This window comes from Pontibacter sp. HSC-14F20 (assembly GCF_019599265.1).
GTDB lineage: Bacteria > Bacteroidota > Bacteroidia > Cytophagales > Hymenobacteraceae > Pontibacter.
In genome coordinates this window covers 24249-48063 of sequence record NZ_JAHZTC010000020.1, presented here as the reverse complement: position 1 = coordinate 48063, position 23815 = coordinate 24249, and the positions used below count along the sequence as shown (strand labels likewise).

19 protein-coding genes and 1 tRNA gene are annotated in these 23815 nt (G+C 48.0%); 18 read left to right on the top strand and 2 right to left on the bottom strand.

What is annotated here, in order from left to right; all coding sequences use genetic code 11:
- The first annotated feature begins 313 nt into the window (after positions 1 to 313).
- The 9 genes from K3G39_RS17190 (at position 314) to K3G39_RS17150 (ending at position 11756) form a co-directional block, all read left to right on the top strand.
- Positions 314 to 2176, top strand: coding sequence for a DNA topoisomerase IV subunit B (locus tag K3G39_RS17190; RefSeq protein ID WP_220627407.1), 1863 nt, complete (start codon positions 314 to 316; stop codon positions 2174 to 2176).
- Entirely contained in the window at positions 2169 to 4916 is a 2748-nt protein-coding gene (locus K3G39_RS17185; RefSeq protein ID WP_220627406.1) for a DNA gyrase/topoisomerase IV subunit A, read from the top strand. Before K3G39_RS17190 ends, K3G39_RS17185 begins: the two co-directional genes overlap by 8 nt.
- 61 nt (positions 4917 to 4977) lie before the next feature.
- A complete protein-coding gene (locus tag K3G39_RS17180) occupies positions 4978 to 5769 on the top strand; it encodes a hypothetical protein (protein ID WP_220627405.1) in 792 nt (263 codons plus the stop codon).
- A gap of 148 nt (positions 5770 to 5917) precedes the next feature.
- On the top strand, positions 5918 to 6994 hold the full coding sequence (locus K3G39_RS17175) for a lipopolysaccharide assembly protein LapB (protein WP_220627404.1): 1077 nt from the start codon (positions 5918 to 5920) through the stop codon (positions 6992 to 6994).
- 20 nt (positions 6995 to 7014) lie between these two features.
- A complete protein-coding gene (gene thrS / locus K3G39_RS17170) occupies positions 7015 to 8955 on the top strand; it encodes a threonine--tRNA ligase (protein ID WP_220627403.1) in 1941 nt (646 codons plus the stop codon).
- Between the two features lie 119 nt (positions 8956 to 9074).
- Positions 9075 to 9599, top strand: a complete 525-nt coding sequence (gene infC, locus K3G39_RS17165; RefSeq protein ID WP_220627402.1) for a translation initiation factor IF-3 — start codon at positions 9075 to 9077, stop codon at positions 9597 to 9599.
- Between the two features lie 23 nt (positions 9600 to 9622).
- The gene (gene rpmI, locus K3G39_RS17160) at positions 9623 to 9817 is read left to right on the top strand and encodes a 50S ribosomal protein L35 (RefSeq protein WP_076666337.1); all 195 of its coding nucleotides are present in this window, start codon (positions 9623 to 9625) and stop codon (positions 9815 to 9817) included.
- 97 nt (positions 9818 to 9914) lie between these two features.
- Complete coding sequence (gene rplT / locus K3G39_RS17155; protein WP_220627401.1) at positions 9915 to 10259, top strand: 50S ribosomal protein L20; 345 nt, start codon at positions 9915 to 9917, stop codon at positions 10257 to 10259.
- A 225-nt stretch (positions 10260 to 10484) separates the two neighbouring features.
- On the top strand, positions 10485 to 11756 hold the full coding sequence (locus K3G39_RS17150) for an alginate export family protein (protein ID WP_220627400.1): 1272 nt from the start codon (positions 10485 to 10487) through the stop codon (positions 11754 to 11756).
- Positions 11757 to 11798: 42 nt separating this feature from the next.
- On the opposite strand, the gene K3G39_RS17145 is transcribed toward K3G39_RS17150, so the two are convergent.
- Positions 11799 to 11872, bottom strand: a tRNA-Met gene (locus tag K3G39_RS17145).
- 135 nt (positions 11873 to 12007) lie between these two features.
- Between K3G39_RS17145 and K3G39_RS17140 the strand changes: the two genes are divergently transcribed.
- The 8 genes from K3G39_RS17140 (at position 12008) to bshB1 (ending at position 20696) form a co-directional block, all read left to right on the top strand.
- Positions 12008 to 12409: an START-like domain-containing protein gene (locus K3G39_RS17140; protein WP_220627399.1), complete on the top strand. Its 402-nt coding sequence runs from the start codon at positions 12008 to 12010 to the stop codon at positions 12407 to 12409.
- A 100-nt stretch (positions 12410 to 12509) separates the two neighbouring features.
- Positions 12510 to 13937 carry an LptF/LptG family permease gene (locus tag K3G39_RS17135; protein ID WP_220627398.1) on the top strand — a complete coding sequence of 476 codons (1428 nt, stop codon included), beginning with the start codon at positions 12510 to 12512 and terminating at the stop codon, positions 13935 to 13937.
- A gap of 117 nt (positions 13938 to 14054) precedes the next feature.
- The gene (rpsO, locus tag K3G39_RS17130) at positions 14055 to 14330 is read left to right on the top strand and encodes a 30S ribosomal protein S15 (RefSeq protein WP_116543530.1); all 276 of its coding nucleotides are present in this window, start codon (positions 14055 to 14057) and stop codon (positions 14328 to 14330) included.
- 144 nt (positions 14331 to 14474) lie between these two features.
- Entirely contained in the window at positions 14475 to 16613 is a 2139-nt protein-coding gene (pnp, locus tag K3G39_RS17125; RefSeq protein WP_220627397.1) for a polyribonucleotide nucleotidyltransferase, read from the top strand.
- A gap of 192 nt (positions 16614 to 16805) precedes the next feature.
- On the top strand, positions 16806 to 17669 hold the full coding sequence (locus K3G39_RS17120) for an RNA polymerase sigma factor RpoD/SigA (RefSeq protein WP_007656436.1): 864 nt from the start codon (positions 16806 to 16808) through the stop codon (positions 17667 to 17669).
- Between the two features lie 171 nt (positions 17670 to 17840).
- Positions 17841 to 18779 (top strand): thioredoxin-disulfide reductase, encoded by a 939-nt coding sequence (gene trxB / locus K3G39_RS17115; RefSeq protein WP_220627396.1) that lies wholly within the window; start codon positions 17841 to 17843, stop codon positions 18777 to 18779.
- Positions 18780 to 19020: 241 nt separating this feature from the next.
- On the top strand, positions 19021 to 19962 hold the full coding sequence (locus K3G39_RS17110; protein ID WP_370627276.1) for a peptidoglycan DD-metalloendopeptidase family protein: 942 nt from the start codon (positions 19021 to 19023) through the stop codon (positions 19960 to 19962).
- Between the two features lie 14 nt (positions 19963 to 19976).
- Entirely contained in the window at positions 19977 to 20696 is a 720-nt protein-coding gene (gene bshB1 / locus K3G39_RS17105) for a bacillithiol biosynthesis deacetylase BshB1 (protein ID WP_220627433.1), read from the top strand.
- An 80-nt stretch (positions 20697 to 20776) separates the two neighbouring features.
- Here bshB1 and accC read toward each other — a convergent pair whose 3' ends face one another.
- A complete protein-coding gene (gene accC / locus K3G39_RS17100) occupies positions 20777 to 22279 on the bottom strand; it encodes an acetyl-CoA carboxylase biotin carboxylase subunit (protein WP_220627394.1) in 1503 nt (500 codons plus the stop codon).
- A 209-nt stretch (positions 22280 to 22488) separates the two neighbouring features.
- On the opposite strand from accC, the gene K3G39_RS17095 reads away from it, so the two are divergent.
- Entirely contained in the window at positions 22489 to 23727 is a 1239-nt protein-coding gene (locus K3G39_RS17095) for a pyridoxal phosphate-dependent aminotransferase family protein (RefSeq protein WP_220627393.1), read from the top strand.
- Positions 23728 to 23815 lie beyond the last annotated feature (88 nt).

The following is a 23815-nucleotide window of genomic DNA, read 5'->3' as shown; positions in this document are numbered from 1 at the left end:
AACCGTAATTAATTAAGCAAATGTAATGCGCAAGTATAGTTATATCTAACTATTTTTATGCTAATAATTTTAGCTAAGTTATGCCTGCGTATTTCTCTTATTTTTGTGAACTGATCGTAATGTGCATTGGTTGTATAGAAGTGGTTGATGATTTCAACTATTTTAGCTATATTTGCTGACTAATATTATTAGCAATAGCCTTCTTTTAAAGATGAATCGGTTAGGCGCCGGAACTATTTGTAGCGTCCGATTTCTTTTATTTTTCTATATTTCCGAGTGATTCCACTAAATCAAATACACTTACGCTTACAGAATGGCAGAGTTAGAGCATAATTACAACGAAGACAGCATTCGCTCGCTGGAGCCCCGCGAACACATCAGGCTACGACCCGGTATGTACATTGGTAAACTGGGAGACGGTTCTTCGGCCGATGATGGTATTTACATTTTGGTGAAAGAAGTAATTGACAATTCCATCGACGAACACGTGATGGGTTTTGGCAAGACCATTGACATCAAGATATCCGACCACAAGGTGCAGGTGCGCGACTACGGCCGCGGTATTCCGCTGGGCAAGGTAATTGACTGCGTGAGCAAGATCAACACAGGGGGTAAGTACGACAGCAAGGCTTTCCAGAAGTCTGTTGGTCTGAACGGCGTGGGTACCAAGGCAGTTAACGCCCTCTCGAGCCAATTCCGCATTCAATCGGTGCGTGACGGGCAAATGAAGGCTGCAGAGTTTGAGCGTGGTGTACTGACAAACGATCTTCCGCTGGAGGCCACCTCGCAGCGCAACGGCACGCTCACGACATTTACGCCGGATGATACTATCTTCAAGAACTACCAGTACAACCCGGATTATCTGGAAAACCAGATATGGAACTACGTATACCTGAACGCTGGTCTGACGATCAACTTCAACGGCAAGAAATTCTACTCCGAAAATGGCCTGCTCGATCTCTTAAGAAACAAAGCCGACGAGGAAAGCATGCGCTACCCGATCATCCACCTGAAAGGGAATGACATTGAGCTGGCCATAACACACGGCAACGACTACGGCGAGGAGTACTATTCTTTTGTGAACGGTCAGTACACGACCATGGGCGGTACGCACCTGGCAGCTTTCCGTACGGCACTGGTTAAAACGATCCGCGACTTTTATAAGAAGGATTACGATGCAGCCGATATTCGGGGCTCCGTTGTCGGTGCCATTTCCCTGCGTGTACAGGAGCCCGTTTTTGAGTCGCAGACCAAGACGAAACTGGGTTCGATCGATATGGGACCTGATGGCCCAGCTGTGAACTCATATATTAATGACTTCATCAAGGAGCACCTTGATAATTATCTCCGCATCAATCAGGCGACGGCCGAGGCGCTGAAGAAACGAATTGAGCAAAGCGAGCGTGAGCGCAAGGACATGGCGGGCGTGAAGAAGCTGGCCAACCAGCGCGCCAAGAAGGCCAACCTGCACAACCGCAAGCTGCGCGACTGCCGTCTGCACTTCAACGAGGACAAGCACGAGAATGCCCTGCTTTCCACGCTCTTCATCACGGAGGGTGACTCGGCAAGTGGTTCTATCACCAAATCCCGCAACGTGGATACTGAGGCCGTATTTAGTTTGAGAGGTAAGCCGCTGAACTGCTTTGGTTTGAAGAAAAAGGTGGTATACGAAAACGAGGAGTTCAACCTATTGCAGCACGCTTTGAATATTGAAGAGGGGCTGGAAGGTCTGCGCTACAACCGTGTCGTAATCGCCACCGATGCCGACGTGGACGGTATGCACATTCGTCTGCTGCTGCTCACTTTCTTTCTGCAGTTTTTCCCTGATCTGGTAAAGAATGGCCACGTGTACATTCTGGAGACTCCGCTTTTCCGGGTGCGCAACAAGAAAGAGACGATCTATTGCTACAACGAGACCGAAAAACAGGCGGCTATTGAGAAACTGGGCAAGCGTCCGGAGATCACCCGCTTCAAAGGTTTGGGTGAAATCTCGCCGGATGAGTTCGGCAAGTTCATTGGCGACAACATCAAATTAAAACCGGTGTTCCTGCAGAAAGACACGACGATACAGAAAATGCTGAGCTACTACATGGGAAAAAACACACCGGAGCGCCAGCAATTCATTATTGAGAATCTGAAGTTTGAGAAAGACATAGTAGAGGAAGTATATGCATAACGACGAACTAAACAACGAAGATAAAGAAAGAGAAGAGGAGCAAGAAGTTGCATTTACAGACGGTGAGGAAGAGGTAATCCATAACGTAACCCCGGTTTCTGGTCTCTACGAGAACTGGTTCCTCGACTATGCTTCTTATGTTATACTGGAGCGTGCCGTACCTGCCATTGAGGATGGTTTGAAGCCGGTGCAACGCCGCATCCTGCATGCAATGAAGGAGATGGACGATGGTCGCTTTAACAAAGTGGCCAACGTCATTGGTCAGACCATGCAGTACCACCCGCACGGTGACGCCTCTATTGGTGACGCGATGGTAAACCTGGGTCAGAAAGATCTATTGATCGAGACGCAGGGTAACTGGGGCGATGTACGTACGGGCGATAGTGCGGCTGCGCCTCGTTACATTGAGGCCCGTTTGTCCAAGTTTGCGCTGGATGTGGTTTTCAATCCGCAGACGACGCTGTGGCAGTTGAGCTACGACGGCCGTAAGAACGAGCCGGTGACTTTACCAGTGAAATTCCCGCTGCTGCTTGCGCAGGGTGTGGAAGGTATAGCCGTAGGTCTCTCGACCAAGATCATGCCGCACAACTTCAAGGATCTGATCAAAGGTTCTATTGATGTGCTGAAAGGCCGCACGACAACTCTGCTGCCTGACTTCCCGAACGGCGGCATGGTAGACGTGACCAACTACAACCATGGTATGCGTGGTGGTAAAATCCGGGTGCGCGCTACAATTGAGAAGGTGGACAAAACCATGCTCATCATCCGTGACGTGCCTTATGGCATCACGACCACAGGCCTGATGGAATCGATTGTAAAGGCGAGTGAGAACAACAAGATCAAGATCAAAAAGGTAGTCGACAACACGGCTGCTGATGTGGAGATACAGGTGCAGTTGCCGCCGGGCGTATCGCCTGACCTGACCATGGACGCGCTCTATGCCTTTACGGACTGTGAAGTGTCCATTTCACCAAATACCTGCGTGATCATCGAAGACAAGCCGCACTTCCTGAGTGTGGACGAGCTGCTGCGCATATCTACGTTTAAGACGGTAGACCTGCTCAAGCGCGAACTTGAGATCCGTAAAGGCGAACTGGAAGATAAGTGGCATTACTCGTCCTTGGAGAAGATTTTCATCGAGAACCGCATTTACCGCGACATCGAGGAGTGTGAAACGTGGGAAGCTGTGCTCCAGGCAATCGACAGAGGCCTGGACCCGTTCAAGAAACTACTGCGCCGCGAAGTAACCCAAGATGACATCATTCGCCTGACTGAGATCAAGATAAAGCGCATTTCTAAATACGACTCCTTTAAAGCTGACGAGTATATTCATAAGCTGGAAGAGGAGATGGCTGAGGTAGATGACAACTTGGCTAACCTGATTCGTTACGCGATTGCCTACTTCGAAGGATTGCTGAAGAAATATGGCCAGGGACGTGACCGTAAAACACAGGTGAAAACCTTTGATGTAATTACAGCACAGAAGGTTGCGATCGCTAACCAGAAGCTTTACATGAATGCCAAGGATGGCTTTATCGGTACGGGCCTGCGTAAAGATGAGTTCGTTTGCGACTGCTCTGACATGGACGATATTATTGTGTTCCGCAAGGATGGCAAGTTTACCGTGTCTAAAGTAGCCGAGAAAACCTTTGTGGGAAAAGACATCATCATGGCCGGCGTTTACAATAAAAACGACGAGCACATGGTCTATAACATGATCTATGTGGACGGCAAGACCGGCGTATCTTTTGCGAAACGTTTTTCTGTAAAGTCGATTACCCGCGACAAGGAGTACGACCTGACCAAGGGTAATAAAAACTCCAAGGTACACTACCTGACCGCCAACCCGAACTCAGAGTCAGAGGTGGTGAGTATCACCCTTTCACCACAGGCCTCGGCCCGTATCAAAACATTCGACTATGACTTTGCCGAACTGATGATAAAAGGCAAAGGATCAAATGGTAATATCGTTACGAAGTACCCAATTAAGAAGGTAGTACAGAAGAGTCTGGGCGAGTCTACGCTAGGTGGGCGCGAGATCTTCTACGACGAAGTGATCGGCCGTCTGAACACCGAAGGCCGTGGCCGTTACCTCGGCTCATTCAATACCGACGACACCATTCTGGTGGTATACGAAGATGGTTCTTACGAGCAGACCACATTTGATCTGGCTAACCACTATACCGTGGAGAAGATCAAAGTCCTGCAGAAGTTCGATCCGGAGCTGGTTGTATCCACTATTTATTATGAAGGGGATAATAAAACCTACTATGTGAAGCGTTTCCGTATCGAGACATCTACAGTAGGCAAGAAATTCAGCTTCATACCGGAGACCAAGAATTCCAGAATGGAAGCTGTTTCAACGCATCCGGTTCCAATGGCCACTGTCAGTTTCAAGCGTTCGCTGCGAGGTGAGAAAGAAACAGAGAAACTGCTACTGAGCGAATTTATTGACGTGAAAGGCTGGAAAGCCATGGGCAATAAGCTCAGTTACTTCAAGATCTACGACGTGAAAGTGCCGAAACTGGAGGAAATGGAGCAGGAGGAAAAGCCGAAAGCTAAAAAAGTTACCACAAAGCGGGAGCCTGTAACATTGCCGACTGAATTGAAAGAGTTGGCAGAGGAAGCCGCCAAAGTCAGTGGGGCTCAACTTGATGCGCTGGATGCCGTAGAAGAACTATCAGAAGACGGCAGTGCAAAAAACGCTTTGAAGAAAAAGAAGCAACTGGATTTATTCTAATTTAAATCCTTTTTTGCATAAGTCGTTTTAAAGCAATATATTAGGTTGCTTATTACAGATTATGCGAATATTTTTCAAAGCTATACCCATTCTGTTCATCATGCTCGGCTTGCTCGTTCGTCCGCTGGACGCACTGGGTGATTCCGGGCATGATGTGCTTTTAAAGAAGGCCTACGAGCTAAAAGAGCAGTATAAAGAAACAGAGGCTCTGGCTGTTTATGAGCAAATTATAGCCGCTGACGAATCAAATTTTGAGGCCCTTTGCCATGCCAGTCTTTTGCACAGCCTGATGGGGAACCGTTTCTCCGATGACAGCCGTAAGATTAGTCACTTCAGCACCGCCAAAGCGTATGCCCACCGTGCCTATCTATTAGATTCTACAGATGCCCGTTCCAATTATGCTATGGCACTTTCACTAGCCTCATTGGCCATGGTTTCGGGGCCGAAGCAGCGGTTGGCTATGATCAGTGAAACAAAGTCATACCTTGACGGGGCTCTGGCAGCTGATGACAAGCACGCGGATGCCTGGCATCTGCTGGGGCGTTGGTATTTTAAAATGGCAAACCTCAACTTTGCCGAAATTACGGCCTATAAAGTCATACTAGGAGGTATGACAGAGAAATCTGCTACTAACAAGGATGCGATTTATGCTATGGAGATGGCTATTTTGCATAATCCAAACAACCTGCGCTATTACTTTGACCTGGCAAATATTTATCAGGAGATGAAAAATAAGGAAGCCTGTGTGTATACGCTGCAGCGTGCCATGGCCCAGAACCTTGAATTGCAAACGAAGGACGAACTGGAGTTAAGCAGGCGCTGTAAAATTATGTTGCAGGAGTATCAGAAGTAACAGGATACAAAGGCAACACAAAGGGCCTGCTTCTTTCCGGAAGCAGGCCCTTTGTGTTGATTCAAAACTATAAGGTGGTCAATTTGTCGGTATTTAGGCAAATTATCTATAATTTAGCGCCAATCTAGATTGTAAGAAAAGACAGCACATGATGTCTCGTTGGGCCTTAAGTTGGGTAGTGGTGATAGTGATGCTTTCCGGTTGCGGCAAAGAAGAAGGTACACGAGAGCGGATGGTCGACCTGGAAGCCGTAGCTGTGGAGGATCCTGCAAAACAACTGGTGAGTCTGAGCAATGCCATTGAGCGGTCGAAGCGAGAGGGTAGTCTGTATGCAAGAAGGGCGATGGTGCTGCTGCGACAGGGAGAGTTGGACAAGGCGTTTAGCGATGTAAACGAAGCCATCCGGCTATCGAAAGAGCCCGCCAACTACTTTGTGAAAGCACAGGTGCTATACCTGATGGGTCGGCGTGAAGCAGCGCTTCCCTTTGCCTTGCGGGCAGAGCGAAACTCCTACGAAAGTTCATCGCTTTATGTACTTCTGACAGAGTTATACCTGGACAATGGCGAATATGAAAAAGCTAGAGGTTTTGCGCGTCAGGCGCTTGAGTTATCGCCTGACGATCCACACGCAGTCTATTACAAGGGTAGGGTGTTAGAAGTGACAGGTGATACAACAGTTGCCATCAGGCAATACCAGAAAGCCCTGGAACTAAAGCCTGACTTTGCGGAAACGCACCGGTCATTGGCGGGGCTATACCTGGCACAGCATGAACTTGCAGAGGCCAGCAAGCACACAAAGCAAGGATTGAAGCTGTTGCCGGAAGATCCACAGCTGTGGCACTTCAAAGGGATGCTTCAACTGCAGACAGCCCGCAAAGACAGTGCCTTGGCCAGCTTTGAGAAAGTGCTCGCTCTGTCTGATACAATGCAGGGAGCTCATTATCAGATGGCACAACTGCAGCATGGATCAGGGGAGTATGAACTGGCTTTGCAGCACCTGGACAAGGCGCCCAGGTATAGCAAATTGCTCCAATACCTGAGTGTGCGGGCAAGCAGTTTGGAGCGACTAGGGGAGAACCTGGCAGCATTACGAACTTACGAGCGTATGCTGGCCATTGAGCCGAAACATACTTACGCCAGACAAAGTGTGTCCCGGCTCCGATACAGATTAGAAAGACCCAGACCCCAGCTCGACAGTATGGCTGTCAGGCAGCGGGGTTTTTAAAACGACACTAATAAAAAAATATGATCAACATCACTTTGCCAGATGGCTCTGTACGCCAGTATCAGAAAGGTGTAACAGGCCTCGAGATCGCCACCAGCATTAGCGAGGGACTTGCCCGCAATGTGCTGGCCGTAAAAGTGAACGGTTCCGTTTGGGATCTGTCACGCCCCATAGAAGAAGATGCCAGCGTGCAACTGCTTACCTGGAACGACGATCTGGGCAAAAATACGTTCTGGCACTCATCTGCTCACTTATTGGCTGAAGCACTCGAAGCGCTATACCCAGGTATAAAATTTGGTATCGGACCGCCAGTTGAGAACGGCTTCTACTACGATGTGGACCTGGGTGAGGGCAAGACGTTTTCGCAGGATGATTTCGCTAAAGTAGAGCAGAAAATGCTGGAACTGGCACGCACTAAGAATGAATATGTGCGTCAGGAAGTTTCTAAGGCCGACGCCATTAAGTACTTCACCGAAAAAGGTGACCAGTACAAGCTGGACTTGCTCCAGGACCTCGAAGACGGTACTATTACCTTCTATACCCAGGGTAACTTTGTAGACCTTTGCCGTGGACCACATATTCCGAATACTGGTTTTATAAAGGCTGCCAAGCTAATGAACGTGGCCGGTGCCTATTGGCGTGGCGACGAAAAGAGCAAGCAGCTGACACGTATTTACGGTATCACCTTCCCGAAACAAAAGGAACTCACAGAATACCTCGAACGTCTGGAGGAAGCCAAAAAACGTGACCACCGCAAGCTGGGCAAAGAGCTGGAGTTATTCGCCTTCTCAGAAAAGGTAGGTATGGGCTTGCCGTTGTGGTTGCCAAAAGGGACACTGCTTCGCGAGCGACTCGAACAGTTTATGCGTAAGGCACAGGTAAAAGCAGGCTATCAGCCGGTGGTTACGCCACACATCGGTAGCAAGGAGTTGTATGTAACATCCGGCCATTACGAGAAGTATGGTGCCGATTCTTTCCAGCCGATCAAGACGCCGAACGAGAACGAAGAATTCTTGCTCAAGCCGATGAACTGCCCGCACCATTGCGAGATTTATAAGACTCGTCCGCGTTCTTACAAAGAGCTGCCGGTTCGTTTTGCTGAATTCGGTACCGTGTACCGCTACGAGCAGAGCGGTGAATTGCACGGCCTGACACGTGTGCGTGGTTTTACACAGGACGATGCGCATATTTTCTGCCGTCCGGATCAGGTGAAGGACGAGTTTATTAAAGTAATCGACCTGGTACTGTACGTGTTCAACGCACTTGGTTTTGAAGACTATACTGCCCAGATTTCACTGCGCGATCCGGAGAACAAGACAAAATACATCGGTACTGATGAGGTATGGGAGAAGGCTGAGAGTGCCATTATCGAAGCCGCTGCCGAGAAAGGACTCACTACTGTAACCGAACTGGGCGAAGCCGCGTTTTACGGACCTAAGCTCGACTTTATGGTGCGTGATGCGCTGGGCCGTAAATGGCAACTGGGAACTATTCAGGTAGATTATAACTTACCAGAAAGGTTCCAGCTCGAGTACATTGGTGCTGATAACGCTAAACACCGTCCTGTGATGATCCACCGTGCGCCTTTTGGCTCGCTGGAACGCTTTGTAGCCGTGTTGATCGAGCATTGTGGTGGCAATTTCCCGTTGTGGCTGAGCCCGGAGCAATTCGCTATTCTGCCTATTTCAGAGAAGTACCAGGACTTTGCTCAGCAGGTATACGACCGACTGCAGCAGGATGATATCCGGGGTTTTGTTGACAACCGTGACGAGAAGATCGGACGTAAAATCCGTGATGCAGAAGTGAGCAAAGTACCTTACATGCTGATCGTAGGCGAGAAGGAACAGGAAAACGGAGCTGTGTCGGTACGTAAGCACGGAGAAGGCGATTTGGGCACGATGACGGTAGATGAGTTCATCGCACTCTTTCAGTCAAAAATTGCAGAGATGCTGAACAATTAGCCCGAGATATTTTTTTCTTGATATAAAATGTGCGATATTTGCACCCTGATTATAGAAACTAAACTTAAGGAGGTAAAACTATAGCTACGCCAAACAAGCGCTACATCCCACGCGGAAAAGTGGAAGAGCCATACAAAGTCAATGATAAAATAACTGCCAGAGAAGTCAGGTTAGTTGGTGACAATGTAGAGCAGGGAGTGTTCTCAACCAGAGATGCTCAGAAAATAGCGAACGAGCAGAATCTTGACCTGGTTGAGATTTCGCCAACTGCTAATCCACCGGTATGCCGTATCATCGACTACTCGAAATTCAAGTACGAGCAGAAGAAGAAAACCCGTGAGATGAAAGCCAAAGCTCAGAAGGTAGTCATCAAGGAGATCCGTTTTGGCCCTAATACAGATGACCACGACTTTGAGTTTAAGCTGAAGCATGCGAAGTCTTTCCTGGAAAGTGGGTTTAAGATCAAATCGTATGTGCACTTTGTCGGTCGTACGATTGTGTTTAAGGAAAGAGGTGAGATTCTCTTGCTCAAATTTGCGCAGGCCCTTGAGGATATCGCCAAAGTGGAGCAACTTCCAAAGTTGGAAGGAAAAAGAATGTTCCTGATCCTCTCTCCGAAAGTAGCACCTCCTGTTAAAAAGTAATCTGTTTAATTAATTATATACACATGCCAAAAGTTAAAACAAAATCTGGTGCAAAGAAGCGTTTTTCTTTGACAGGTACTGGCAAAATTAAGCGTAAGCACGCTTACAAAAGCCACATCCTGACCAAGAAGACGACGAAGCAGAAGCGTAACTTGACTCACACTGGCCTTGTTAGCACAGCTGATATGGACAGAGTGAAACTCATGCTTCAAATCTAATTCCCCGGAGTTAGAACGGTTAATTTTTTAGTACGAACCCGGTGCCTGGTCTTTTGAAGATTAAAACTTAATCACCAGCCGCCAAAACTTTTTAGAAATGCCTAGATCGGTAAACGTTGTCGCAGCGCGACACAGAAGAAAGAAAATGATGAAAATGGCCAAAGGTTACTTTGGCCGTCGCAAGAATGTCTGGACAGTTGCGAAAAACGCAATTGAAAAAGGTTTGCTTTATGCTTACCGCGACAGAAAAGCGAAAAAGAGAGATTTCCGCTCCCTTTGGATCCAGCGTATCAACGCAGGTGCACGTGAGCATGGCATGTCTTACTCTCAACTAATGGGCGCTCTGAAGAAGGCCAACATCGACCTGAACCGCAAAGTACTTGCTGACCTGGCGATGAACCATCCAGAAGCTTTCAAAAGCATCGTTGACAAGGTAAAGTAATTTACTTTCGCTATATGACAAAGAAGGGCCTGACGCAAGTCAGGCCCTTCTTGCGTTTATACCTCCCGCAAACTAACCAAAGTCATCTTTGTGCATGATGTCAGTCATCGCACGAAGGTATGGAGTTGACCTATTTCGCATCGAAGCGGCAGCGTGCACATTAGCTGACAAATTTTGCTTAGTGCGCACCTGCCGGCATTTTTTACTTTATAAAACGATGCGGGTATGAAAATAGAATTTACAAAAAACTTACTGGTGCTCCTGGTGCTTGTGTGGCTGCCGCTGGAAACGGCTCTGGCCCAGTTATACCTGACACCGCAGGTTAGGTCCAGAGCAGAGTGGCGTAATGGCTACCAAAGCCTGCCTGACGGTCCGAATGGTGCTTTCTTTGTGAGCCAACGCTCCAGACTCACACTGGACTATAAACAGGATAACGTACAGATGCGGTTCAGCTTGCAGGACGTCAGGGTATGGGGCGATGAGCCGCACTCAAAAGATATCCCGTCTATGGCCATGCACGAAGCCTGGGGTGAGTTTGCTTTGACAGACAAGATTGCTGTCAGGCTCGGCCGGCAGGAGTTTGTTTACAACAATGACCGTTTGCTGGGCAATGTAGACTGGGTGCAGCAGGCCCGCAGCCATGACGGGCTAGTGCTCAAAGCAAGGTGGCAAGGTATAAGCCTGGATGCCGGCGGAGCTTTCAACCAGGAAAAAGAAACTTTGTTTAACACGCATTATCGCATGAATAATTACAAAGTGTTGGGGTTTCTATGGGCGCAAAAACAGCTGAGCGACCAGTTGTTTGTTTCAGCTATGCACATCAGCGATGGTTTTCAACGGCCTGACACAGTAGGGGGTGTATACTTCCGTCATACCTATGGACTGGACCTGAACTATAAGCAGGAAAGGGTGCAATTAAATGGTGCGTTTTACAGGCAATCGGGCGAACATGGTAGTGGAAAGAAGATCGGGGCTTACCTGGCAGTGGCAGAAGCGGCTTATACTTTCCAGCCATTCCGGTTTACCATTGGCACTAACTATTTGTCAGGTATGGCCGGCCATGAAGGCAAAGTGCGTTCTTTTAACACGCTCTATGCGACCAACCATAAGTACTATGGCTTCATGGATTACTTTATCATTGTTCCGGCTGACACGAGGCAAGGCGGCCTGCACAACAATTACCTAAAGGTCAACTATAGCCCGAAGTCCAGGTATAGCCTTTCGCTGGACTACCACTACTTCGCACTAGCTAAAAACCTGAGTGCAACCGAATCATTTCCTGCTACAGGTAGCCGCTACTTAGGCTCAGAGATCGATGCAGTGCTCCATTACAAGCATTCCGACCAGATGCAGTTTTCGATCGGGTATAGTACTTTATTGGCAAGCAATTCTATGGAAGCGATCAAGCCCGGCCATGCTTCTGCCTACGCTGACTGGGGATGGGTGATGGTGAACATTCAGCCGCGCCTTTTGCTGAAATCATTTGAGAAAGAGTAGAAAGGGCACAAAAAAAGCCCTGGATGTGAATCCAGGGCTCTGTAGCGGGGAGCAGAATCGAACTGCCGACCTCAGGGTTATGAATCCTGCGCTCTAACCATCTGAGCTACCCCGCCGAATTGTGGTGCAAATATAAGGGGTATGATTTTAAAAAAGCAACAATTGGTGCACAAAAAAATATTTTATTTTCTGTATATTTAGCAAATCAGAAATTAATACTATACTTACTCAGTCACTTACAATAACAGATAATGAAAGCAACAAAGACGAAATTTGTGCGTGAGTATCCGATAAATGCATCAGCCCGGTTGCTATACCCATACCTGAGCACTCCAAGTGGCCTTTCACAGTGGTTTTGTGACGATGTTATCATAAACGAGGACAAGGTGTTCAACTTCCATTGGGACGGGCGCAACCATTTTGCTGAGATGACGAGCCACCGTACCAATCGCTCTGTCCGCTTCCTTTTCCTGAATGAGGACAAATCGCATACATCTGATCCATCTTATATCGATTTCTCAATCGAAACAAGTGAACTGACGCAGGAGCAGTATCTGAAAGTGTTGGATTACTCAGAGGAGAACGATGAAGAAGAACTGGAAGAACTGTGGGAGCACTTGATGCAGAAACTTCGCGAAATAGTAGGAGGGTAGCACATCTTATCACCAAAGGCTTATCTTTGCACGATTTTTGAAAGTCCGGTGTTAAAGAAACTAACCGGGTTTTTTGACGCCCGCATGCCAATTGGCCCACATGAAGAAACTAGATAAGCTAATACTTAAATCATTTGCCGGCCCTTTCCTGCTCACGTTTGCCATCGTGGAGTTTATTCTGCTCACGCAGTATATGCTCAAGTACCTCGATGAACTGGTAGGGAAAGACCTGGGGTACGACGTTTTTGCAGAGTTGCTGTTCTATTTCAGCATCAATATGGCGCCTGTAGCATTGCCGCTTGCGGTGCTACTTTCTGCGCTGATGACCTTCGGAACGCTCGGTGAGCACCACGAACTCACTGCCATTAAAACGTCGGGTGTAGCCCTGCCACGTATTTTGCGCCCGGTCGCCTTTTTTGTGGTCGCACTTTCCATTGGAGCCTTTTTCTTCAATAATTATGTTGTTCCGAAGGCAAACCTGAAGGCCTATAGTCTGCTTTGGGATATCAGGCAGAAGAAGCCAGCCATGAACTTTAAGGAAGGTGCTTTTTACAATGGTTTGCCCGGTTATAGCATCAAGATTAACGAAAAGCTGAATGATGGCCGCTCCCTACGCGACATTATGATCTATGATCACTCCAAGGGAGGCAACAATACCACTGTGATACTGGCCGACTCTGGGCAGATGTATACCGAGTACAATGACAATTACCTGATTCTGGAGTTGTTTCGCGGGAATACATACGTCGATCAGAACAACGGGGGATTCCAAAACTCATCGGAACAGTTTGTGCGGGAGAAGTTTGATGCCACCAAGATTATTTTCAGTCTGGCTTCTTTTGAATTGGGCCGTACCCGCGAAGAGCTTTTCTCGGATAACAAAATGATGAAGGACATTGGGCAACTGACAGCTGTAACGGACTCGTTGCGCCGGTCTGGTGCACGTGAACAACGGCTCTACGCCCCCAACGTGGATCCGTTCTATATGTATTTTAAGGCAGATACGGGGCAGGTGAAGAATGGCTTGCCACTTACTAAAACACTGCCAGACACGCTGCACGAGAAAAAGGCCCTGGCCCCGATTTCGGCGGATGTCTTGCTGGCAGCGGCAAATAAAGCCCGTAATGTGAAGAGCTTTACCGGAAGCTACAGAGAACGGGTAACCACCCTCAGTCGTGATGCGAACAACTACGAAATTGAGATCTGGCGAAAGTATACACAGTCCTTTGCCATCATGATCATGTTTCTGATCGGAGCGCCGCTGGGAGCGATTATAAAAAAAGGTGGTTTGGGTGTGCCTGTTATCATTTCCATCATGTTTTTTATCGTGATGTATGTGCTGGGTATACTGGGAGAGAAGTGGGCCAGGGAAGGGCTTATTTCGGTGGAGATGGGGATGTGGGGCGCAAATGCCATTCTGCTGCCCATTGGCATGTTCTTCCTTTACCAGGCACAAAACGATTCCAGCCTGCTGGAAGTAGACTTCTGGCGCAAACTGATGACCCGTTTGAAACGCAGTAAAATATAGCGCTACGACTAAATAACTCGCCGTAAAAAGTTTTTTAATATAGATATTTTATTTAACTTTGCGGCTTATACGGGAAACTATCCACTGATTATAACAGATTGATATTTTTTATACGCAATGAAATTAACTACTGAAGCGAAACAAGAAATTTTTGAAAAGCACAGCCTGAGCAAGTCTAAAACAGACACGGGTTCTGCAGAAGGCCAGATCGCGCTGTTCACTACGCGCATTGCTGATCTGACAGAGCACCTGAAGGTTCATAAGAAAGACTTCGGCACTCGTCTTGGTCTTCTTAAGCTGGTAGGTAAGAGAAGAAGACTTCTGAATTACCTGCAGAAAAATGACATTGAAAGATACAGAGCGATCATCGCCGAACTAGGTATCCGTAAATAAGCTTATAGAAAATTAGGGAATTTCTGACAGGGATTCCCTAATTTTTTCTGCCCCTTTCCTTATTCCCTTCCTCTTTGCCAGTACCCCCAGCAGCGGTTGCAAACGGTAGCCCTGTTCTATTTGATGCTAAAACAATAATTGAAGATGTCACAAAACGCGATCACAAAAACAATCATTCTTCCGGATGGCCGGGAGATCATTATCGAAACTGGTAAATTAGCCAAGCAGGCCGACGGTTCTGTCGTAGTAAAAATGGGTAACACCATGCTACTTGCAGCTGTTGTTTCTAACAAAGAAGCCCGTGAGGGAGTTGACTTTCTTCCCCTTTCAGTAGACTATCAGGAGAAGTTTGCTTCTTCTGGAAAGATCCCTGGAGGCTTCCTTAAGAGAGAGGCACGCCTTTCTGACTACGAAATTCTGATTTCTCGTTTGGTTGACCGCATCCTGCGCCCTATGTTCCCGGGCGACTACCATGCTGAAACACAAATGACTATAAATATGATCTCTGCTGATGCGGAGATTTTGCCGGATGCGCTTGCCGCACTGGCAGCTTCTGCAGCACTTGCAGTTTCTGATATTCCATTCAACGGACCTATTTCTGAAGTACGCGTAGCACGTATCGACGGTCATTTTGTAATCAACCCGCTTGCTTCTGACCTTCAGCGCGCCGATATCGACATGATCGTTGGTGGCTCTATGGACAGCGTGGCCATGGTTGAAGGTGAAATGAACGAGGTGTCTGAAGAAGAGATGCTCGAGGCAATCGCCTTTGCACACGAAGCAATTAAAGTACAGTGCCACGCCCAAATGGACCTTGCCGAAATGGTAGGTAAACTCCAGAAGCGTGAGTACTCGCATGAAACACATCACGACGAACTGCGTCAGAAGGTATACAATGCTACTTACGAGAAGGCCTATGAAGTAGCCAAGCGTGGCCGTGCCAACAAGTCTGAGCGCAAAGAAGGATTCGCTTCTGTGTTGAACGAGTTTGTAGAGTCGCTAGGTGAGGAGCATGGCTATGACATGACGCTTATCAAGACTTACTACCACGATGTGGAGAAGGAAGCTGTTCGTAACATGATCCTGAATGACCGTGTACGTCTGGATGGCCGCCAACTGAACGAAATTCGTCCGATCTGGTCTGAGGTAAACTACCTGCCAGCTACCCACGGTTCTGCTGTGTTCACACGTGGCGAAACTCAGTCTTTGACTACAGTGACGCTGGGTACCAAACTGGATGAGCAGATGATCGACAGTGCCATGGTATCAGGAACGAATAAATTCTTGTTGCACTACAACTTCCCTGCCTTCTCTACTGGTGAGGTGAAGCCAAACAGAGGTCCTGGACGCCGCGAGATTGGTCACGGTAACCTGGCTTTGCGCGCTCTTAAGAAAGTGCTTCCTGCAGACGCTGAGAACCCATACACGATCCGTATCGTGTCAGATATATTGGAGTCAAACGGCTCTTCTTCTATGGCAACCGTATGTGCCGGATCTCTGGCACTGATGGATGCCGGTGTTCCTGTGAAGGATGGCGTATCAGGTATAGCGATGGGTCTGATCACGGACGAGCGTACTGGTAACTTTGCTGTGCTTTCCGATATCCTGGGTGATGAAGACCACCTGGGTGATATGGACTTTAAAGTTGCTGGTACCAGCAAAGGTATCACTGCCTGCCAGATGGACATTAAAGTACAAGGTTTGTCACATGAAGTATTGAGCCAGGCACTTGCACAGGCAAAAGATGGCCGTCTGCACATCCTCAACGAGATGAATAAGACCATTTCTGCTCCTAACGCTGATTACAAGCCGCACACGCCGCGTTCATTTAACATCGTGATCGACAAGGAATTCATCGGTGCTGTAATCGGACCGGGCGGTAAAGTGATTCAGCAGATCCAGAAAGACACGGGTGCCACGATCATCATCGAAGAGAAGAACGAGAAGGGCCATGTGAACATCTTTGCCAGCAACCAAGATTCTATGAACAATGCGGTGAGCAAGATCAAAGCGATCGTTGCACAGCCTGAGATAGGAGAGGTTTACATTGGTAAAGTGAAATCTATCCAGCCTTACGGAGCCTTCGTGGAATTCATGGCAGGTAAAGACGGTTTGCTGCACATTTCCGAGATCAAGCACGAGCGCCTCGAGACCATGGATGGCGTGTTAGAGATCGGCGAAGAAGTGAAAGTGAAACTGATCGACGTGGATAAGAAAACCGGTAAGTTTAAGCTGTCACGCAAGGCTATATTGCCTAAGCCGGGCGCTGAACCACAACAATAATCAAATTAATTTGTACTCCTGATGCCCGTTCCGTATAAGTCGGAGTGGCGTCAGGAGTATTATGTTTTGCCCGCGCGCAAAAGCTTCTTGATTTTATTCTTAAAATGTAAGAACTTTGCGCGATTTTCTAATGTTACCACTCCGAGCCCGGGATTAAGATTTTCACATTTTTTGTAATAACAATATACTCTGATGAGACAACTCAAGATAAGCAAACAGATCACCAACCGCGAAAGCCAGTCGCTGGACAAATACCTTCAGGAGATTGGTAAAGTCGATTTGCTTACGCCAGATGAGGAGGTATCGCTTGCTCAGAGAATCAAAGAGGGAGATCAGTTTGCACTTGAGAAGTTAACCAAAGCTAACCTGCGTTTCGTTGTGTCGGTGGCCAAGCAGTACCAGAACCAGGGCCTGTCGCTAGGCGACCTTATTAACGAAGGGAACCTGGGTCTGATCAAAGCTGCCAAGCGTTTCGATGAAACAAGAGGTTTTAAGTTTATCTCATATGCTGTTTGGTGGATCCGTCAGTCTATTCTGCAGGCTTTGGCCGAGCAGTCTCGTATTGTGCGTCTGCCGCTGAACCGTGTTGGTTCTCTTAACAAGATCTCCAAGTCATTCTCTGAACTGGAGCAGAAATTTGAGCGCGAGCCTTCTCCGGAAGAGATTGCAGAGGTACTTGAACTGACAACCGCTGAGGTGGTTGACACGCTTAAGATCTCTGGCCGCCACGTGTCTGTTGATGCACCATTTGTACAGGGAGAAGAAAACCGTCTGCTGGACGTGCTGGAGAACGAAGACGAAGAATCACCTGACACCGGTTTGATGAACGACTCGCTCCGCAAAGAAGTACAGCGCGCCCTGTCTACCCTTACCAAGCGTGAGGCTGACGTGATTACACTCTACTTTGGACTAAACGGTGAGCATTCACTGACGCTGGAAGAGATTGGGGAGAAGTTCAACCTGACCCGTGAGCGTGTACGCCAGATCAAGGAGAAAGCGATCCGCAGATTGCGTCATACATCCAGAAGCAAAGCCCTGAAGCCTTATTTAGGTTAAGCCAATAGGAACTGACAAAGAGCCCTGTCCGCAAGGTCAGGGCTCTTTGTATTTTGGGCAAAGTATGCTTGCTGTCTGCCGGGTATAAGCTAATTAACATAGGAAGTATGCAGGCAGAGCATCAGATTTTTTGTATACTTGCAACCAATTTCGAATAAGCCTCACATAGACATGGAAATAGAAAAAGTAAAATGCCTGATCATCGGCTCAGGCCCCGCTGGGTATACAGCAGCTATCTATGCTTCCCGTGCCGGACTTACCCCTGTGCTATACCAGGGACTGCAGCCCGGTGGTCAGCTCACCATTACCAATGATGTGGAGAATTATCCCGGTTATCCGGACGGCATCAATGGTCCACAAATGATGGAGGATTTCAAGCGTCAGGCAGAGCGTTTTGGAACAGATGTAAGGTATGGCATTGCGACAGCAGTGGACTTTTCTTCTCAGCCGCATAAAGTAACTATCGATGACCAGAAGGTAATTGAAGCGCATACAGTGATCATCTCTACCGGCGCATCGGCCAAGTGGTTAGGTATGGAGTCGGAGGCCCGCCTGAATGGCAACGGAGTAAGCGCCTGCGCTGTTTGCGATGGTTTCTTTTACCGTGGGCAGGATGTGGCAATTGTAGGCGCCGGTGATACGGCCGCTGAAGAAGCGACTTATCTTTCCAACATCTGCAGCAAGGTATACATGATCGTTCGCCGCGATGAGATGCGTGCCTCCACCATCATGCAGGAGCGTGTTAAAAAAACCAAGAACATCGAAATTCTCTGGAATTCTGTCACGGACGAGATACTGGGTGATGATGTAGTGGATGCGGTGCGCGTGCGCAATGTGCTCACCGATGAGTTGCGTGAAATTCCTGTGAAAGGCTTTTTCGTGGCTATCGGTCATAAGCCGAACTCCGATATTTTTGCTGATTACCTGAACCTGGACGAAAATGGCTATATCCGAACCATACCTGGCTCCAGCAAGACCAACATTGATGGGGTGTTTGCCTGTGGCGACGTGCAGGACTTTACGTACCGTCAGGCTGTAACGGCAGCCGGTTCAGGTTGTATGGCCGCACTTGATGCCGAGCGTTATCTGGCTGCACAGGATTTGCACTAAAAAACACCAATGAGTTATACCTGTCCGTTACAAACTTTTTTGATCAGACAGGAGATGACCACAATAAAATGGCGTTGCTGTAGTTAATTTTGCGACATTGAGCTTCATAAAACTGCGCCGCCTAAGATTCAATATAATGCTAAAGTATAAAGCACCCCTTACGATTGCACTCTTTTTGCTCTGTCTCATTTCCGGGACAGACAGTGCCTTTGCTCAGGGTAAGGTCAAAGATCTTTTTAAGGTGAAGTCGCCAAAGATTGATTATGTACGGCCTGATACCACCATTCTGATTAAGTACGAAGAGTTTCCGGAGGATGAGTCGGATGCTGGGAAGTCGATTTTCTTCAATCCAAAGAAAGAGCTTTCCATTGTCAGCGAAGACACTTCAGAACTTGATTTAGGCGAGCAACATATTGTAGAAGTATCGGAAGAAGTGTTGATCGATTCTACCTGGATCAAGATTGCTGGTTACTACGCCATTTGGGATACGCGAAATATCAATCCCTACCGTATGGATGGCCGTCAGCTGAAAGACACAGTGGATATAACGCTGTATGATCCGAGAGTTAAGCGCGATTATAAAATGCCGCTGGAGAAGACGCTGGTAACAAGTCGTTTCGGACACAGAGGGTATCGCTGGCATTACGGCACAGACATCAACCTTAACACCGGCGACTCTATTTATGCCGCTTTTGACGGAGTGGTGCGCATCAATAAGTGGGATGGCGGCGGTTATGGTAACTACATCGTTTTACGTCACTACAACGGCCTGGAGACGCTTTATGGCCACATGAGTAAAACCATAGCGGAAACCGGCCAGTTTGTGAAAGCTGGCGAAGTAATTGGCTTAGGTGGCAGCACCGGCCGCAGTTCAGGGCCGCACCTGCACTACGAAGTACGCTACCAGGGCAATCCGCTTGATCCGGAGCTGATGTATGACTTCCCGGACTATTTGCTCAAAGGCCAGAGCTTTGTCATTACTTCTGCCTTATTCAATTATTACAACAAATCGAAGAGTAAAAGCAGTGGTTCCCGCAAATCAACCTATCATAAGGTGCGGAGCGGTGACACGTTGTCAGGTATAGCGAAACGCTATGGTGTTTCTGTTAGCCAGATCACTAAACTGAACGGGATTAGCACGCGTACTACCCTGAAGGTTGGGCGTTCGCTCCGAGTAAGATAAGTAAGCAATTAATGATGAAGTTAGATATACTTGCCTTTGCCTCACACCCGGATGATGTAGAACTTGGTTGTGCCGGCACGCTTATAGCCCACATCGCCGCCGGTAAAAAGGCAGGCGTGGTAGATCTGACACGCGGTGAACTCGGGACACGGGGCACACCTGCTGAGCGTGTAGCAGAAGCAGAAGAAGCTGCCAGAATTATGGGGCTTTCGGTGCGTGATAATCTGGGTTTTGCAGATGGCTTTTTCACCAATGACAAAGAGCATCAATTGCAGATTGTGCGCAAAGTGCGGCAGTACCAGCCGGATATCGTATTAATGAACGCTCTGCACGACCGGCATCCGGATCACGGACGGGGTGCGGCAGTAGTCGCGGAGGCCTGTTTCCTGGCCGGACTCAAGATGATCAAGACCCTTGGAGATGATGGTTTGGAGCAGCAGGCGTGGCGCCCGAAGGCAACCTACAATTTTATACAGGACCGTTACATTCAGCCTGACTTCGTGATGGATGTGACTCCTTATTGGGAGAAGAAAATCGAAACCATCCGGGCATTCCGAACTCAGTTTTATAACCCTGATGATACTTCTCCAAACACCTATATTTCATCACCTGAGTTTCTGGATTTTATTGAAGCAAGGGCCCGTGACTATGGGCATGCCATTGGGGTAACCTTTGGGGAGGGCTTTACTTCTGCCAAGCAAGTAGGGGTTCGCAACCTGTTTGATTTGATTTAATCTTTTAAATACGCTTATAAGAACAGAAGAGGCCGGTCAATTGACCGGCCTCTTCTGTTCTTATAAGCGTAGGCTATACCTTATCTTGTTCTGTTATTGCGCCAGTTAGAAGCTGTTCCGTTCTGTGTGTCTGGACCCGTTGTACTTGCTTTGGGCTTATTATTTCCTAGCAACATAGCCGCCAGTACAGCCGAAATTTCTTCAGCATCTGCAGTTGGTTTTGCCTCCAGTACACTTGGCGTAAAGTAACGGTCAATAAATTTCGTGTCGAAGTTGCCGGATACAAAGGCCTCGTGCTGCAGCACAAATTTGCCGAAAGGAAGCGTGGTTTCTATACCTGTGATCTTGTACTCATCAATTGCCCGCAGCATTTTCTCGATGGCTTCCTGGCGATCTTTACCGAACGTTACCAGTTTTGCGATCATCGGGTCATAGTAGATGGGAATATCCATACCTTGCTCAAAGCCATCGTCTACGCGCACGCCTAAACCCTGTGGACGAACATAAGTTTCGAGGCGGCCGATATCAGGCAAAAAGTTATTTGTCGGGTCTTCGGCGTATACCCGAAGTTCCAGCGCATGTCCGTTTATGGTTAGGTCCTCCTGTCGGAAGTTGAGCGGATTGCCCTCCGCGATCAGGATTTGCTCTTTCACCAGGTCCAGGCCGGTGATTTGTTCTGTTACCGGGTGCTCTACCTGCAGGCGGGTGTTCATTTCGAGGAAATAGAAGTTCAGGTTCTCATCAACCAGAAACTCCACTGTGCCAGCACCTACATAATCACAGGCTTTGGCTACGTCTACAGCGCAGCGGCCCATTTCATCACGGAGTTCAGGAGTTAAAACTGCAGAAGGTGCTTCCTCGATCACTTTCTGGTGACGGCGCTGGATAGAACACTCACGCTCAAACAAATGCACGATATTGCCGTGCGTATCGCCCAGTACCTGTATTTCGATGTGGCGGGGAGAACCGATATATTTTTCGATGAAAACCGAGCCGTCGCCAAAGGCAGAAGTCGCCTCGCTGACAGCCAGCTTCATCTGCTCTTCGAACACTTCCACGCTTTCTACCACGCGCATACCTTTACCACCGCCACCGGCGCTTGCCTTGATCAGGATCGGGAAGCCAACGTTAGAGGCAATCACTTTCGCTTCTTCCACATCAGTAATGGCTTCTTCAGTACCTGGTACCATGGGGATCTTATACTTGGCAACAGCTGCCTTGGCAGCCAGCTTGCTACCCATTAGCTCGATGGCCTCCGGGGAAGGACCGATGAAGATCAGGCCAGCCTCCTGCACCTGACGGGCAAAATTAGCATTCTCAGAAAGGAAGCCATAGCCTGGGTGAATCGCATCTACTTGCAGACGTTTGCAAACGTCGAGGATCACATCGCCCCGCAGGTAAGATTCATTTGACTTGGGACCACCTACGCAAACAGCCTCGTCAGCGTAGCGCACATGCAGGGCGTTGCGGTCGGCCTCGCTGTAGACAGCTACCGTACTAATACCCATTTCTTTGGCAGTGCGCATGACACGCAGGGCGATTTCACCGCGGTTGGCTACCAGTATCTTGTTGATTTTTCTCATGCTGCAGCTAAGCTTTATTTTTCTTCAAAGAAACAGTATAACAGGCAAACTTAAAAATGAGCTGCCGAAAAAGGGGAGGGAGGAGTATTAGAAATTGTTTATGAATCTATAAAATCATAAATTTGCAGGCATTATACTCAGAACTGAAAATATAGTATAACTGACTATATCAGAACCTTAAATTATCCCGAAACTTAATTAAACACAAGGTGGATTTATTTGAAAAGTTGTTGACCAACAGAGGTCCGTTAGGCAGCCACTCACATTATGCGCATGGCTATTTCACGTTTCCAAAGCTTGAAGGGGAGATCGCTCCGCGCATGAAGTTCAGGGGCAAGGAAGTACTTACCTGGAGCCTTAACAACTACCTGGGTCTGGCTAACCACCCGGAAGTGCGCAAAGCAGATGCTGAAGCCGCTGCAGAGTGGGGCATGGCTTACCCGATGGGTGCCCGTATTATGTCTGGTAACTCAAACCTGCACGAGAAACTGGAGTCTGATCTGGCTGAATTTGTGCAGAAGCCTGATGCGCTGTTGCTGAACTTCGGTTATCAGGGAGTAGTATCGATTATCGATGCGCTGGTAGACCGCCACGATGTGATCGTGTACGATGCAGAGTCCCACGCTTGTATCATTGACGGTGTGCGCCTGCACCAGGGTAAACGCTTTGTTTATGGGCATAACGATATGGCCAGCCTCGAAAAGCAGCTGGAGCGCGCTACGCGTTGGGCTGAGAATACAGGTGGAGCCATACTGGTGATTACAGAAGGTGTATTCGGTATGTCGGGTAACCTGGGCAAACTGAAAGAAGTGGTAGAACTGAAGAACAAATTCCAGTTCAGACTGATGGTAGACGATGCGCATGGTTTTGGTACAATGGGCAAGACCGGTGCCGGTACAGGTGAGCACTTGGGTGTGCAGGACGGCATTGACGTATACTTCTCTACTTTCGCCAAATCTATGGCCAGCATTGGTGCCTTTGTAGCCGCCGACGAACAAGTGGTCGAGTACCTGCGCTATAACATGCGTTCACAGATCTTCGCCAAGTCTTTGCCAATGCCGCTTACAGTGGGTGCTATCAAACGCCTGGAACTGCTGCGCACCAAGCCAGAACTGAAAGACAATCTGTGGGAAGTAGTAAACGCCCTGCAGACAGGTCTTCGCGAAAAAGGCTTCAATATCGGTACAACTGAGTCACCTGTTACGCCTGTGTTCCTGAACGGTCAGATTCCGGATGCTACCCAGCTGACACTCGATCTTCGCGAAAACTACAACATTTTCTGCTCTATCGTGGTTTATCCGGTTGTACCGAAAGATGTGATCATGCTTCGTCTGATCCCAACGGCGGTGCATACCCTGGGTGACGTGAAAGAGACAATCGACGCTTTTGAAAAGATTGCACAAAAACTAGATAAAGGCCTATACTCAAAGTCCACAGTATCTGTTTAATTTGCTTTAGAGGCATATATTAAAGTTTGCTAATCTTTGCATGTTATCATTTAATGTGTATATTGGAGCAGTAATAACAAATGTTTCA

Coding starts and splice junctions, on each gene's coding strand:
- K3G39_RS17120 (WP_007656436.1), top strand. CDS start 16,806: ATGAGACAACTCAAGATAAGCAAACAGATCACCAACCGCGAAAGCCAG.
- pnp (WP_220627397.1), top strand. CDS start 14,475: ATGTCACAAAACGCGATCACAAAAACAATCATTCTTCCGGATGGCCGG.
- K3G39_RS17175 (WP_220627404.1), top strand. CDS start 5,918: ATGATGTCTCGTTGGGCCTTAAGTTGGGTAGTGGTGATAGTGATGCTT.
- accC (WP_220627394.1), bottom strand. CDS start 22,279: ATGAGAAAAATCAACAAGATACTGGTAGCCAACCGCGGTGAAATCGCC.
- trxB (WP_220627396.1), top strand. CDS start 17,841: ATGGAAATAGAAAAAGTAAAATGCCTGATCATCGGCTCAGGCCCCGCT.
- rpmI (WP_076666337.1), top strand. CDS start 9,623: ATGCCAAAAGTTAAAACAAAATCTGGTGCAAAGAAGCGTTTTTCTTTG.
- thrS (WP_220627403.1), top strand. CDS start 7,015: ATGATCAACATCACTTTGCCAGATGGCTCTGTACGCCAGTATCAGAAA.
- K3G39_RS17185 (WP_220627406.1), top strand. CDS start 2,169: ATGCATAACGACGAACTAAACAACGAAGATAAAGAAAGAGAAGAGGAG.
- rplT (WP_220627401.1), top strand. CDS start 9,915: ATGCCTAGATCGGTAAACGTTGTCGCAGCGCGACACAGAAGAAAGAAA.
- bshB1 (WP_220627433.1), top strand. CDS start 19,977: ATGAAGTTAGATATACTTGCCTTTGCCTCACACCCGGATGATGTAGAA.
- K3G39_RS17150 (WP_220627400.1), top strand. CDS start 10,485: ATGAAAATAGAATTTACAAAAAACTTACTGGTGCTCCTGGTGCTTGTG.
- K3G39_RS17140 (WP_220627399.1), top strand. CDS start 12,008: ATGAAAGCAACAAAGACGAAATTTGTGCGTGAGTATCCGATAAATGCA.
- rpsO (WP_116543530.1), top strand. CDS start 14,055: ATGAAATTAACTACTGAAGCGAAACAAGAAATTTTTGAAAAGCACAGC.
- K3G39_RS17190 (WP_220627407.1), top strand. CDS start 314: ATGGCAGAGTTAGAGCATAATTACAACGAAGACAGCATTCGCTCGCTG.
- K3G39_RS17180 (WP_220627405.1), top strand. CDS start 4,978: ATGCGAATATTTTTCAAAGCTATACCCATTCTGTTCATCATGCTCGGC.
- K3G39_RS17135 (WP_220627398.1), top strand. CDS start 12,510: ATGAAGAAACTAGATAAGCTAATACTTAAATCATTTGCCGGCCCTTTC.